Source organism: Stenotrophomonas sp. STEN063 (assembly GCF_056854515.1).
On record NZ_JBXFWF010000091.1, the window covers coordinates 1 to 13,902 of the forward strand.

The window sequence follows — 13,902 nt, forward strand, 5'->3', positions numbered from 1 at the left end:
GGCCCCGTCGCCCCGCGCCTCCGCGCCCCCTCCCCCCCCCGCGCCCCCCCCCCGGCCCCCCCCCCACTACAGGGCCTCACTGGAAGTTGTAGCGCACCACGTGGAAGAACACCGGCGCGGAGAACACCACCGAATCCAGCCGGTCCAGGATGCCGCCATGGCCTTCGATCATCTCGCCCCAGTCCTTGGCGCCGAGGCTGCGCTTCACCGCCGACAGCGCCAGTCCGCCAAGGAAGCCGCAGATCACGATCAGCAGCGACAGTGCCGCCGACTGCAGTGGTGAGAACGGGGTGATCCACCACAACGCCGCGCCCACGCCGGTCGCCGCCAAACCGCCACCGACCAGGCCTTCAACTGTCTTCGACGGGCTGACCAAGGGAGCGAGCAGGTGTTTGCCGAACAGTTTGCCGAACACGTACTGCAGCACGTCGCTGAGCTGCACCACCAGCAGCAGGTAGAACAGCAGCATCAGGTTCTGCCCTTCGTAGCCTGGAATGCGCAGCAGCATCAGTGCCGGTGCATGGCTGAGGCAGAACACGGTGAGCATCACGCCCCACTGGATCTTGGTGTTGCGCTCCAGGAAGTTCTCGGTGTCACCAGACAGTGCCGATACCGCCGGCAAGGCGAGGAAGCCGTACACCGGGATGCACATGACGAACAGGCCGTACCAGTCGATGCCGATCAGCCAGTACTGCAGCGGAATGGCGATGTAGAAACACAGGCACAGAGCGAGATGGTCGCCACGGCGTGTTGGCGTCAGTGAGATGAATTCACGCAGCGCAAAGAACGACAGCAGGCCGAAGAACACCAGCGTAGCAATCTTGCCCAACACGAAGCAGAACAACAGCACGGCGGCCATCACCCACCACGCACGGATGCGGGCGTTGAGGTTGTCGACCACCGAGCCCGGCTTGATCCGGCCGAGGATGAAGCCGATCGAGCTGGCGAGTATCAGCACGCCGAATACGCCGCCGATCATCCACCAGAAGCTTGGCGGCGCGCGGTCGATAGCCTGCTGCAGGAAACTGCCCAGCGGCAATTGTTGAAAAACGTTGTTCATGCCAGCTCCACCACCGCGTTGCGCGCGCGTTCCAGGAACTGCGCCTTGTCTTCGCCGGGGATGCGGGTGAGCGGTGCGCCGAAGCGTGCCGTACATACCAGCGGCACCGGCACCATGCTGCCCTTGGGCAGCGCGCGACGCGCGTTGTCCAGGTACACCGGTACGAGCTCCACATGCGGGTACTGCTGGGCCAGATGGAACAGGCCGGCCTTGAACGGCTGCGGCAACGGCTCGTGGTTGCGGGTGCCTTCCGGGAACAGGATCAACGAATCACCTGCATCCAGCGCGTCATACAAAGGCTGCAGCGGATCGCCTTCGCACTTGCTGCGGTCACGTTCGATCAGCACCGCGTTGAAGCCCTTGTCGGCGATGAGCTTGCGCACGCCCTTGCTCCAGTAATCGCGCGCGGCGACCGGTCGGGTGTGCTCGCGCAGCCCTGGCGGCAGCGCCGACCACAACGCCACCGTATCCAGATGACTGGCGTGGTTGGCGAAGTAGATGCGTTGGGTGTCGTTGGGGCGGCTACCGACCCAACGCGGGTAGGCGCCAATGAAGATCTTGACCGCGGCGACAAGCAGGCTGGAGAGCATCAGCTGCCTGCCTTGAGTTGCGTGGCGATGGCGCGGGTGCGGGTGATGCAGGTCAACAGCGAGCCGGCGGCGATGATGATGGCGGCGGCAGGCAATACGTAATGCGTGTGTGTGCTCAGCTGCTCGATGATGGCCAGCACGCAGGCTGCAGTGAGCACGAACATGCGGTGTTGCTTGGCCATCGGCCCGCGGAAGTCCTGGGCCAGGCCAAGACTGGCGCCGGACAGGCGTACATAGGCGGTGAGCGCGGCCAGCAATGCGCCAAGCCAGCCCTGCCAGGGCATGCCGGCAGCATAGCCGAGCGCGATGATCAGCAGCGAGTCGGCGATGCGGTCCGGGTATTCGTTGTAGAGCGCGCCGGTAGGTGTCTGTTTGCCACCTTCCATTGCCACCATGCCATCAAGCAGGTTGCAGATCAGGCGCAGTTGGACGCCGACGGCGCAGGCGATCAGCCCGGGTATTCCGGGGCAATACAACAGTGCAGCAGCGCCACCTGCAGCAAAGAAGATGCTGAGTACCGAAATCTGGTTCGGCGTGATTGAGGAGCGTGCCAACGCGGCGCTGAGGGCGCGAGCCCAGCCGGTGGAACGGGCGGCAATTGGTCTACGGTCTTCCTTTCCCATGGGCCGATGGTAGTGCATTGGTCGTAATGGGGAACAGGGAGGAGGGCGCGGGGCTGCTGAGGTGGGGCTGTCGGAGGGCTTTGAGAGCGGCCCTGGGCCCGGCTTCTGCTTCTGCTTTGGCTTTTGGCTTTGGCTTTGGCTTTTGGCTTTGGCTGTTGGCTCTAGCTCTAGCTCTGGCTTTAGCTTTGGCGGTCGCTTTGGCAGTTGCTGTTTGCTGTCCCTTCTCCCGCGTGCGGGAGAAGGTGCCCGGAGGGCGGATGAGGGTGCTTTTGGGGTTTTAGCTTTTGTTTTTGCTGGATCAAGAGCCAACGCCAAAGCCAAAGCCAAAGCTGCCCTCATCCCAACCCTTCTCCCGCAGGCGGGAGAAGGGCTAAAGCAAAAGCAAAAGCAACAGCCAAAGCCAAAAAAGAAGCTGCCCTCGCAGGCAGCCTTCTTTGCTCAAACGCTATCAGCGCGGGAAACCAGCTCAGATCGCCTGCAGTCGCGCGCGTGTCTCTGCATTGGGAAACCCAAGCGTGAGAAAACGCGGCGGGTGGATGTGCCGGATGTCTTCACGCAGCAAGTGGCCAAGGACGGGTTGCGCCTGCTCCCAATCAACCATCAGGGTCTCGGCTTCCCCATCCTCCACTGGCATTACCAGCACCAGGCGATCGGTGCGTGGAAGTGAGCTGGCAACCCCATCGGTCCAGGCGCACAGCGAAACCCGGTCGTCGCTGTGGACCATGAAGCTGGCAACAAACACATCTTCCTCATGCTTCTGGTGCACGCGCTCCAACAACTGTTTCTGCAACGCGTAGGCCTCGGCGTCGAGTTCCAGCCGCAGTTGCCGCTGTCGCTCACGCAGGCCCGCATCCGCCAGCACGTGTGCATGCAACTGGCCGTCGTCGTAGCGCAGCACTTCCCTGGAAATAACACGCCCATCGGCAAACGCATTGGCGGCCAACTCCAGCATCTGCGCCTGCCCCTGCAGGTCGCCTTCGCCGGTGACCAGCAATACGTCACGGGTAGCCAGCATGAACACCGGCAGCCCGGCAACCGGCACCCGATGCAGCAGGTCAGGCAGCAGTGCGCGGCTGCTGTCATAGGCATCGCCCCATGCGGCCTGATAGACGCCGGGCAGGACCTCGACGAAGGGCTCATCAGGGCTTTCCCGCAGATTGCTGCGAGCGATGCTCAAGGCCTGGTCGAAATCCACACCCCAGGCTTCTTCCGGGCCGCGGGTGAGGGTGGCGGTATGGTCGGGGTGGTCTACCGCCAGCAGCTCGACGCATTCCTCGCTCAGGCGGCGGTACTTGAGCTGCATTGGAGGGGCATCCCAACCATCCTGTTCGGCATGATGCAGGTTGATCTCCTCCAACTGCGTGATGCTGCGGATCAAGGGGCGCAGCAAGGGCCGGGTCTGCTCCCAGCTCATCGCGTCATCTTTTTCGTGGACGCCAAGCAAGCTGCTGAAGGCCTGCAAGGCCTTGCGTTGCTGCCCGCGCGGCGCGCCGAGATAGGCGTGGTAGGCGTTGTGCAGGTTGAAGTAGGAACCGTTGGCATGGCGGATGCGGAAAGTATCCGCCTCGTACTCCAGTTCATGCGGGTAACCATTGCTGCGCACCGCGTCGATGAACTTGCGGGCAAACCGGTCCGGGTCGGGCTTGTCTTTGAAGAGATTGCCGAAAAATGCTGAAAACATGCCAACGCTCCCTGTGTATGCAGAGCAATGGTGTGCGGGCGCGTCGGTGCTTGGCAAGCGCGGTTGTACAAAAAGCAGACGGGCCGCTTGCGCGGCCCGTCCGGGTGGTGCTTTTACCTGCCGCTGAACTTACTTCAGCTTTGCAGCCTTGCGCAGGGCTTCGGCACGGTCGGTGTTTTCCCAGGAGAACGCGGTTGCGTTCTGGGTCTTGCCGTCGCCGTCGACGTACGAGAATTCCTTCGGCTTGCGGCCGAAGTGGCCGTAGGCAGCGGTCTGCTGGTACATCGGGTGGATCAGGTCCAGCATCTTGATGATGCCGTACGGACGCAGGTCGAAGTGGGCGCGGATCAGCTTCTCGATCTGTGCGTCCGGGATCTTGCCGGTGCCGAAGGTGGTGACCGAGATCGAGGTCGGCTCGGCCACGCCGATGGCGTAGGAGACCTGCACTTCGCACTTGTCGGCCAGGCCAGCGGCAACCACGTTCTTGGCGACGTAACGGGCAGCGTAAGCAGCCGAACGGTCAACCTTGGACGGGTCCTTGCCGGAGAACGCACCGCCACCGTGACGGGCCATGCCGCCGTAGGTGTCGACGATGATCTTGCGACCGGTCAGGCCGCAATCGCCCACCGGGCCGCCGATCACGAAGATACCGGTCGGGTTGATGTGCACCTTGTTCTTCGGCAGCTTGTCCAGCCATGCCTTCGGCAGCACCGGCTTGAGGATGTGCTCGCGCACGGCCTCGACCAGGTCCTTCTGCTTCACGCCCGGATCGTGCTGGGTCGACAGCACAACCGCGTCCAGACCTTCGATCTTGCCGTCCTGGCCGTAACGCAGGGTCACCTGGCTCTTGGCGTCCGGGCGCAGCCACGGCAACGGCGAGTTCTTCTTCTTGCGGACCTTGGCCTGCTGCTCGACCAGGCGGTGCGAGTAGTAGATCGGTGCCGGCATGAATTCCGGGGCTTCGTTGCAGGCATAGCCGAACATCAGGCCCTGGTCACCAGCGCCTTGCTCTTCCGGCTTCTTGGCCTTCTTGTTGGTGCCGTCAACGCCGGCAGCAATGTCGGGCGACTGCTTGCCCAGCATGTTGATGATGGCGCAGGTGTGGCCGTCGAAGCCGACGTTGGAGTTGTCGTAGCCGATCTCGTTGATGACGTTGCGGGTCAGTTCTTCGATATCGACCCACGCCGAGGTGGTCACTTCGCCGGCGACAATCGCCGCACCGGTCTTGACCAGGGTTTCGCAGGCCACGCGGGCGCGCTTGTCCTGGGCCAGGATCGCGTCCAGCACCGCATCGGAGATCTGGTCGGCAATCTTGTCCGGATGGCCTTCGGAGACCGATTCGGAGGTGAACAGGTAGCTGGACATCGGGCTATATATCCCTTGATTCGGATGGAAAGATGGGCGCGCATCATACACGGTCGGCACCTTGACGGAATAGTGCCGAAGTGTCTGTTGCCATCCGGTTAAGGCACGGTCACCGGATTGCCGCAAAACCGCAACCAGCTTGCCTTGTAGCGGGCGCAGGCTCCCGGCCAATGGGCCGACAGGGAGACCTTGCCATGCAACAGATCGCGCAGCGCCTGCAGCAACGCTATCCCGATTGGTTCCACGGCCCGCGCCGGCACCTGGCCCGGCCGCTGCTGCGCACAGTGGGGCGCTGGTCACGTTTCGACCAGATGGACGCCTTCCTGCAGCGCAGTGCCGGGTTGCAGGGCTTCGCCTTCGTCAGCGCCGCGCTGGGCTTCCTCGACGCCGGCTATGCGGTGGATGCGGCGGCGCTGGCGCGGATTCCGGCCAGCGGCCGCCTGCTGATCGTCGCCAACCACCCGTCCGGGGCGCTGGATGCGCTGGCCTTGCTGGACGCGGTGGGCCGGGTCCGCAACGACGTGCGGATCATCGCCAACGACATGCTGCTGGAGCTCGAACCATTGCGTGAGCTGCTGCTGCCCGTTCGCATCCTCGGTGGCCGTGCCCAGCGGGCCAGCCTGCAGGCAGTGGAACAGGCACTGCAGGCCGAGCAGTGCGTGATCGTGTTCCCGGCCGGTGAGGTCTCGCGGCTGTCGCTGCAGGGTATCCGCGACGGCCGCTGGAACCGCGGTTTCGTCCGTTTCGCCCGCGCCTGCGACACGCCGGTGCTGCCGGTGCGGGTGCAGGCGCGTAACTCGGCCCTGTTCTACGGCGCCTCGGCGCTGTTCAAGCCTGCAGGTACCGCCTTGCTGGCGCGGGAGATGTTTGCCCGCCGTAAGCGCCCGCTGCGCCTGCAGATCGGCCAGCTGATGCGGCTGGACGCGCAGCAGGACCCGGCGCGGCAGCTGCAGGCGGTGCGCGACGCGCTGTACGCGCTGGGCAGGGAGCAGCAGAACGCCGAGTTGCGCGAGGACGGCCCGCAGCCGCTGGCCGAGCCGGTAGCTGTGGCCGATGTCGCCGCTGCCATCGACACGACTGAGCTGCTCGGCCAGACCAGCGACGGCAAGCAGATCCGCCTGGCCCACTGCGCCGCCAACTCACCCTTGCTGCTGGAGCTGGGTCGGCTGCGTGAGCTGACCTTCCGCCAAGTGGGCGAGGGCACCGGCCGCAGCCGGGACCTGGATGACTTCGACCCGCTCTACCAGCACATCGTGGTCTGGGACGCGCCCGCCCAGCGCATCGCCGGTGCCTACAGGGTCATGCGCGGCGCACCGGCCTTGGCGCGCAGTGGCCTGCAGGGCCTGTATACCGCCAGCCTGTTCCGCTACTCGGACGATGCCATCCCGCGCATCGCCGAGGGCATGGAGCTGGGCCGCAGCTTCGTGGTGCCCGACTACTGGGGCAGCCGCAGCCTGGACTACCTGTGGCAGGGCATCGGCGCCTACCTCGCCAGCCAGCCGGGCGTGCGCTATCTGTTCGGCGCGGTGTCGATCAGTGCCGCGCTGCCGCGCGAGGCGCGCGAGCAACTGGTGGCCTATTACCAGCAGTACTACGGCGCCGCCCGCAGCCTGGCCGAGTCGAACCGGCCCTTCCAGTACTTCGCCGCGCCACCGAGTTTCGGTGAGCTGGATACGCAGGCCGCGTTCGATGTGCTCAAGGCCAACCTGGCGACGCTGGGCACCAGCGTGCCGACCTTGTACCGGCAGTACACCGATCTGTGCGAACCCGGTGGCGCACGTTTCCTCGCGTTCGGCGTGGACCCGGATTTCAGCGATTCCATCGACGGCCTGATCGAGGTGGACCTGCAGGCCATCCGCCCGCACAAACGCAAACGCTATCTGCGTGATGCCGGAGCAACGGCATGAGTGCGGTGCCGGTGCTGCCGCCGCACCGGCGCGCAGTGTTCATCTCCGACACGCATCTGGGCGCGCGCCATTGTCATGCGGCGGAGCTGGCGCGCTTCCTCACCAGCCTGCGTTGCGAACGTCTGTATCTGGTCGGCGACATCGTCGATCTATGGTGGCTTTCGCATAAGCGCGCAATCTGGCAGCAGGCACACAACGAGGTGATCGAAGCGTTGCATGCACTGCGTCGCGCCGGCACCGAGATCATCTACATCCCCGGCAACCACGATGCGCCACTGCGGCGCACCTGCGGTTTGATGCTGCCGGCCATGCAGGTGCGGCGCCGCGCCATCCACACCACCGCCGATGGCCGGCGCCTGTTGGTCGTGCATGGTGATGACTACGACGGCGCCACCCATTTCGGTGGGCTGCAGGAGCGCTTTGGTGACTGGCTGTACTACCGCATCCTCACCGGCAACCGCCTGTTCAATGCCGCGCGTCGTCGGCTTGGTCTGCGCTACTGGTCGTTGTCGGAATTCCTCAAGCGACAGAGTGGTGCAGCCGAGCGCTATATCGAGCGCTTCGTCCAAGCCGGGCTGGCCGATGTACGCCGGCGCGGGCTGGACGGCATCATCTGCGGCCACATCCACCGCGCGGCGCTGGTCGAGCGCGATGGCCTGATCTATGCCAACGACGGCGACTGGGTGGAAAGCCTGACCGCGCTGGCCGAAGACCCCGATGGCAGCCTGCGCCTGCTCGATCATTCCGGCCGCAGCCTGGTCTGTTTGCCGGGAAGCCTGCGGCAGGCGCAGGCGGCCTGATCGCCCGGCTGACTTCTTCCTCACCCGTTGGGCGGCTATGCTGGGTCCAGCCAACGAGCAGGGAGTATCGGGGTGGCAGGCAAGCAACCAGCATCGGTCGCGATAGGGTTGTGTGTGCTGTGGATGTTGCTGGCGCCGCCGGCAGCAGCCGCGGAGACGGTGCCGGCGTTGAGCTATGAGCAGGCGCGGCAGCGCCTGGAGCAGGTGTCTGATGCGCTGGCCGCCGCCGATGCCGGGGTGCGCAACAAGCTGGACCTGCAGGATGCCAGCCGCTACCTGCGGCTGCCGGAAGTCACCGCCGACGTGCGCCGCATGCAGTTCCAGAAGACCTTGAACCTGCCGCTGGGTTCGTTGGCACCGGTGGCCGAGGCCTTCGGCATCGAGTCACCGCTGGAGTTCGGCGAGCGCGACTGGCGTACACGTCCCATTGTTACTGCCAGCGTGCCGTTGTACAGCGGTGGCCTGATCCCAGCTGCGCAGGGGGCTGCACAGGCCGCCAGCGAACTGGCCCAGGCCGATCGCGAATTGCAGCGGCAGTCCTTGTCGCTGCAGCTGGTGCAGGCTTACTTCGGCCAGCAGTTGGCCGAGCAGGCGGTGCAAGTGCGCCGTGACGTGCGTGACGGTCTGCAGCGGCACCTCGAAGATGCGCAGAAGCTCGAACGCGAGGGTTTTGCCACCAAGGCGCAACGGCTGCAGGCCAACGTCGCCCGCGACAAGGCCGAGCGCGAATACCAGAAGGCCGTCAACGATCTGTCCACCCTGCAGCAGGCGCTGGCGACCTTGCTGCGCAGCGGTGGCACGGTTGCGACGACGTCGCCGCTGTTCGTGATCAATGGTCCGGTCGGTGCGCGCGAGGAGTTCGAGCGCAGTGCCCAGCAGCGGCATCCACAGGTTGGCCGCTTGCGCGCGCTCACCGCGCAGGCCGAGCAGGGCGTGCGTGCGCAGCAGGCCAAGCTCAAGCCGCAGATCTATCTGTTCGGCCAGTACGACCTGCGCCGTCGCGATGCGTTGTTGACCGACGCCGACTGGGCATTCGGCATCGGCCTGCGCTATACCTTCCTGTCACCGACGGCGCGGCCACTGCAGGTCAGCGCGGCGCGTGCGCAGCTGGAGCAGGCGCAATCGGGGCTGAACGAAGTGGAGAACCAGTTGCAGCTCGGCGTCGGCAAGGCCTGGAACGAGCTGGAGACCGCCCGCGCGCAGTTCCAGCTGCTCGACAGCAGCATCGCCCAGGCGCAGGAAAACCTGCGCCTGCAGGAGCTGTCGTTCCGCGAAGGCCAGTCCACCTCGCTGGATGTGATCGACGCGCGGCTCGGCTTGGGCGGGGCGCAGGTGGAGCGTGCACAGGCTGCCTATCAATTCGACGTGGCGCTGGCGCAGCTGCTGGAAGTGAGCGGGCAGCTGCAACGTTTTGACGACTACCGCCAACGCGCGGACAAGGTGCTGGAATGAGCGATTCGCTGCAGGTGGAGACCAATCCGCGGCAACGCCGCGTGTTTCTGATTGCCGGCGTGGTGTTGCTGGTGCTGGTGGCGGTCGGCCTGTGGCTGGGCCTGCGTAGCCCACCGGACCAGGTGCAGGGCATGGCCGATGCCGACAACGTCAACGTCGCCGCCAAGGTCACCGCGCGCCTGCAGCAGTTGCATGTGCGTGAAGGCGACCGGGTCACCGCCGGGCAGGTGCTGTTCGATCTCGACAGCCCTGAAGTCGCCGCCAAGGAGCGCCAGGCCGACGCGGTTGTCGCTGCTGCCACGGCGATGGCATCCAAGGCCGAGGAGGGTGCACGCAGCGAGGATATCCGCGCCGCCGAAGCCAACTGGAAGCGCGCGCAGGCCGGCGCGGAGTTGGCGACCAGCACCTTCCGCCGGCTCGACAATCTATATGCCGAAGGCGTGGTGAGCCGGCAGAAGCGCGACGAGGCGCAGGCGCAGGCGCGCAGTGCCAACGAGCTGACCCGCGCGGCCCGCGCGCAGTACGACCTTGCGCTTGCCGGTGCGCGGGTGCAGGACAAGGACGCGGCATTGGCACAGGTGCGGCAAGCGGAGGGTGCCAAGGCCGAGGTCGATGCGGCCCGGCAGGAAACCCAGGGCCGCGCGCCGCTGGCCGGCGAGGTTGGCAAGCGCATGGCCGATATCGGCGAACTGGTGCCGGCCGGCTATCCGGTTTTCACCCTGGTCGACATCGACCATATGTGGGTGGCGCTGAACCTGCGCGAGGACCAGATGAACGGACTCAAGCCCGGCGCCCGCCTGCAGGGCACGATTCCGGCGTTGCAGGGCCGCAGTGCGGCATTCGAGGTCTACTTCATCAACCCGGCCGGTGACTACGCCACCTGGCGCAGCACGCGGCAGTCGTCCGGCTATGACGTGCGCAGCTTTGAGGTGCGGGCGCGGCCACAGCAGGCAATCGAAGGATTCCGGCCGGGCATGAGCGTGCTGTTTGCATGGCCGCAGGACTGACATCTGCCGGTACCTTCGCCGCCTCGCTGCGGCGCGAGTTGCAGCACTGGCGCAGTGACCGCTGGGAGCTGGCGTTGGTGACGGTGCTGCCATTGCTGCTGATGGCGCTGATGATGTGGCTGTTCTCCGGCTCGGTGCTGCGGCAGGTGCCGATCGCCCTGGTTGACCTGGACCACAGCCCGACCAGTCGCGGCCTGGCACGCGCCATCGATGACAGCCCCGGCGTGCGGGTGGCAAGCCAGCCGGCGTCGCTGCAGCAGGCGCAGGCGCAGCTGCGGGCGCTGGAAGTCTTTGCCATCGTGCTGGTGCCACGCGACCTGAGCCGGCGCGCGCTGCGTGGCGAAACCGTACCGGTCTACGCCTTCTACAACGCCACCTACATGGCGACCGGGCAATCGGCCGGGCGCGATATCGGCGACGCGGTGAGCGCCTACAACGCGCGCATGCTCAAGCAGCAGATCGCGCTGCAGGTTGGCCCGGCAAAACTGCGTGGGCCGCCGGTGACGGTGCAGGCGACGGTGCTGTACAACCCGGCGCGCAGCTATGAGTTGTTCCTGCTGCCGCTGATCTTCCCGGCCATGCTGTCCCTGCTGGCCGCGCTCGCGGCCGGTGCCGCGTTTGGGCGCGAGCAGCGCGATGGCCTGCTCGGCGGCTGGTTGCAGCAACGGCCGTGGGCGGCGATGGCCGGCAAGCTGTTTCCGTATGTCGCGCTGTTCTCGCTGTATGGCGCGCTGGGCGTGACATACCTGGCCTATGTGCGCGGTGACGGTATGGCCGGCAGTCTGTGGCTGATGCTGCTGGCGCAGCCGCTGTTCTACCTGGCCTGCTGCAGTTTCGCGCTGCTGTTCATCGCCGTGACCCGCGACACCTGCACCGGACTGTCGGCGGTGGGTCTGACGATTGGTACCGCGCTGGCATTTTCCGGTGCCACCTTCCCGGTGATCGAGGCGCCGTTGTTCACCCGCGTCTGGAACATGCTGCTGCCGCTCACCGCCTATGTGCAGGTGCAGATGCAGCAGTTGTTCATGGGCGCGCCTTGGCAAGTATCGCTGCGGCCGCTGGCGGTACTGCTGTTGATGAGCGTGGTGGCCGGCGGCTTGGCGGCCTGCCTGCTGCTGCGCACGGCACGACAGCAGGTGCGCGCATGAGCGGCTTCGGAGCGGGCTTCCGGAGCGCCTTGCAGGCGATGTTCGCCGACCCGGCCGCGCGCGCGGTGATGATAGGGGCGGTGCTGCTGTACTCGTTCTTCTACCCGGCGGCGTATCGCCACCAGGTCGCCAGTGACCTGCCGATCGCGGTGGTGGATGCGGACCACAGCGCAAGCAGCCGCGAGCTGATCCGGCACGTGGATGCACTGCTGGCGGTGCGGGTGGTCAGCCAGCCGCCGGATCTGGCCCAGGCCAAACAGCAACTGCTGCGCGGCGAGGTGGATGGCATCGTGCTGATCCCGCAGCGGCTGGAGCGCGACATCCTGCGTGGCGGCAGCGGTCAACTGGTGTTGCTGGGCAACGGTGCCTACCTGAGCCGGGCCAGCACCATCCTCAACGGGCTGGCCGAGGGCATCACCGGCTTTGGTCGCCAGCAGGCAGTGCGCCAGGCGGCGTTCATGGGCGCGCCGCAGGCAGCGCCGCTGCAACTGGTGCAGCGGCCGCTGTACAACACCCGCGAAGGCTATGGCAGCAGCGTGGTGCCCGGCGTATCGGAATTGATCGTGCACCAGACCCTGCTGCTCGGCATCGGCGTACTGCTGGGCAGTCGCCGCGCGCAGCTGGGCCGGCGCCTGCAGTTCGACCTGCCGACCTTGTCCGGCATGGCGCTGGCCTTCGTCGTGGTGGCGGTGTGCGGGCTGCTGTACTACGTCGGCTTCACTGCCTGGGCGCAGGATTATCCGCGCGGCGGCAATATCCCGGGGATGTTGTTGGCGGTGCTGCTGTTCGCGCTGGCGACGGTGCCACTCGGGATGTTCATCGCCAGCTTCTTCGATACCCGCGAGCGTGCGTTCCAGTACGTCACCGCGGTGTCGATCCCGTTGTTCTTCCTGTCCAACCTGTCGTGGCCGGCCATCGCCTCACCGCCGGCCCTGGTGGCGTTGGCCAAGCTGTTGCCGACCACCGCCGGCATCAATGCCATCGTCCGCACCCAGCAGTTGGGGGCGCGCCTGCCAGAGATCGGAGGCGAGCTGCTCAACCTGTTGTTGCTGGCGCTGCTGTACGGCGTGCTGGTGCTGTGGCGGCTGCATGGCCGGCGGCAGCACTGATCGCAGCATTGGCTGCTAGCATCGGTGCATGGATTCCCTCAGTCAGATCGTTCTCGGTGGCGCCATCGCTGCCGCCATTACCCCCGCCGCGCATCGCCGCGCCGCCTTGCTTGCCGGTGCTGCGCTGGCAACGCTACCGGATCTGGACGGTTTGGCGATCATGGCCTTCACCGACAACCCGGTGAGCCTGATGACGGTGCACCGCAGCTTCAGCCATTCGCTGTTCGTGCTGCCCTTGCTGGGCACCTTGATCTGGTGGTTGTACAAACGCTTCGGCCATGGCCGCGTTGCCCAGGCGCCGGTGCGCTGGTGGTGGGCGATGGTGCTGGCGCTGGTGACGCATCCGCTGTTGGATGCCTTCACTGTTTACGGCACGCAGCTGTGGTGGCCACTGACGCCGCCACCGGCGATGTGGTCCAGCGTCTTCATCATCGATCCGCTGTATACGATCTGGTTGTTGATCGCCTGCGGTATTGCCTGGTTCGCGCGTGCCCGGCCGTTGGCGCAACGCGCGCTGGTGGCGGGCCTGGTGTTGAGCAGCGGTTATCTGGGCTGGTCGTTGATCGCCAAGGCGCAGGTGGATCGGCTGGCCGCGCAGTCCCTGGCGCATATGGGCCTGGCCGATGCGCCGCGCTTCTCGGTGCCGATGCCGTTCAACACATTGCTGTGGCGGGTAGTGGCGATGACGCCGCAAGGCTATGTGGTCGGTGATCGTTCGCTATGGGCCGATCACGGGCCGATGCAGTTCCAGGGCTACCCCTCGAATGTGCAGGCGCTGCGGCAGGCCGCTGATGTGCCTGCGGTGCAGCGACTGGACTGGTTCAACCACGGTTTCATGCGTGCCCAGGTGGTCGATGGCGAGCTGGTGCTCAGCGATCTGCGCATGGGGCTGGAGCCGGATTACAACTTCAACTTCGCCGTTGCCAGCGAGCGCGATGGCCAGTGGCAGGCGATGCCGCCACGGCAGGTGATGCCGGCCTATCGGCAGGCCGGCAATCGTGATGTGCTGAAGCAGCGCTTGGCGCTGGTGTGGCAGCGTATCTGGCGTGCGCCGGTTGCAACCGGCGCCCCCGCATCAAAGTAGACCGTGGCGCGGGGCTGCACGCAGGCATAGAAGAACACCGCATTGTGTTCGTTCTGCCCCGGTGGGCACTCGGCGC

At 65.9% G+C, this 13,902-nt stretch carries 12 protein-coding genes; 7 read left to right on the forward strand and 5 right to left on the reverse strand.

Annotation, left to right across the window (positions count from 1 at the left end):
* Positions 1–76 precede the first annotated feature (76 nt).
* The 5 genes from AC1VWL_RS17935 to metK all read right to left on the reverse strand — a co-directional run bounded on the left by AC1VWL_RS17935 (position 77) and on the right by metK (position 5,319).
* Entirely contained in the window at positions 77–979 is a 903-nt protein-coding gene (locus tag AC1VWL_RS17935; protein ID WP_282269942.1) for a phosphatidate cytidylyltransferase, read from the reverse strand.
* 77 nt (positions 980–1,056) lie between these two features.
* Positions 1,057–1,650, reverse strand: coding sequence for a lysophospholipid acyltransferase family protein (locus tag AC1VWL_RS17940; RefSeq protein ID WP_482987583.1), 594 nt, complete (start codon positions 1,648–1,650; stop codon positions 1,057–1,059).
* Complete coding sequence (locus AC1VWL_RS17945; RefSeq protein WP_482987584.1) at positions 1,650–2,204, reverse strand: CDP-alcohol phosphatidyltransferase family protein; 555 nt, start codon at positions 2,202–2,204, stop codon at positions 1,650–1,652. The genes AC1VWL_RS17940 and AC1VWL_RS17945 overlap by 1 nt, the downstream gene beginning before the upstream one ends.
* A gap of 535 nt (positions 2,205–2,739) precedes the next feature.
* A complete protein-coding gene (locus AC1VWL_RS17950) occupies positions 2,740–3,954 on the reverse strand; it encodes a DUF1444 domain-containing protein (RefSeq protein ID WP_482987585.1) in 1,215 nt (404 codons plus the stop codon).
* A gap of 129 nt (positions 3,955–4,083) precedes the next feature.
* Positions 4,084–5,319, reverse strand: coding sequence for a methionine adenosyltransferase (metK, locus tag AC1VWL_RS17955; RefSeq protein ID WP_296247203.1), 1,236 nt, complete (start codon positions 5,317–5,319; stop codon positions 4,084–4,086).
* A 194-nt stretch (positions 5,320–5,513) separates the two neighbouring features.
* Here metK and olsF point away from each other — a divergent pair, with 194 nt between their 5' ends.
* The 7 genes from olsF (at position 5,514) to AC1VWL_RS17990 (ending at position 13,826) form a co-directional block, all read left to right on the forward strand.
* Entirely contained in the window at positions 5,514–7,226 is a 1,713-nt protein-coding gene (gene olsF, locus AC1VWL_RS17960; RefSeq protein ID WP_482987586.1) for a bifunctional ornithine lipid synthase OlsF, read from the forward strand.
* Positions 7,223–8,026 carry a UDP-2,3-diacylglucosamine diphosphatase gene (locus AC1VWL_RS17965; protein WP_282269918.1) on the forward strand — a complete coding sequence of 268 codons (804 nt, stop codon included), beginning with the start codon at positions 7,223–7,225 and terminating at the stop codon, positions 8,024–8,026. Before olsF ends, AC1VWL_RS17965 begins: the two co-directional genes overlap by 4 nt.
* A 66-nt stretch (positions 8,027–8,092) precedes the next feature.
* Positions 8,093–9,478, forward strand: coding sequence for a TolC family protein (locus AC1VWL_RS17970; RefSeq protein ID WP_482987591.1), 1,386 nt, complete (start codon positions 8,093–8,095; stop codon positions 9,476–9,478).
* Positions 9,475–10,485, forward strand: coding sequence for an HlyD family secretion protein (locus AC1VWL_RS17975; protein ID WP_482987587.1), 1,011 nt, complete (start codon positions 9,475–9,477; stop codon positions 10,483–10,485). Before AC1VWL_RS17970 ends, AC1VWL_RS17975 begins: the two co-directional genes overlap by 4 nt.
* The gene (locus tag AC1VWL_RS17980; RefSeq protein ID WP_482987588.1) at positions 10,470–11,633 is read left to right on the forward strand and encodes an ABC transporter permease; all 1,164 of its coding nucleotides are present in this window, start codon (positions 10,470–10,472) and stop codon (positions 11,631–11,633) included. The genes AC1VWL_RS17975 and AC1VWL_RS17980 overlap by 16 nt, the downstream gene beginning before the upstream one ends.
* Positions 11,630–12,742 carry an ABC transporter permease gene (locus AC1VWL_RS17985; RefSeq protein WP_482987589.1) on the forward strand — a complete coding sequence of 371 codons (1,113 nt, stop codon included), beginning with the start codon at positions 11,630–11,632 and terminating at the stop codon, positions 12,740–12,742. The genes AC1VWL_RS17980 and AC1VWL_RS17985 overlap by 4 nt, the downstream gene beginning before the upstream one ends.
* A 28-nt stretch (positions 12,743–12,770) precedes the next feature.
* Complete coding sequence (locus tag AC1VWL_RS17990; protein ID WP_482987590.1) at positions 12,771–13,826, forward strand: metal-dependent hydrolase; 1,056 nt, start codon at positions 12,771–12,773, stop codon at positions 13,824–13,826.
* Positions 13,827–13,902: the final 76 nt, after the last annotated feature.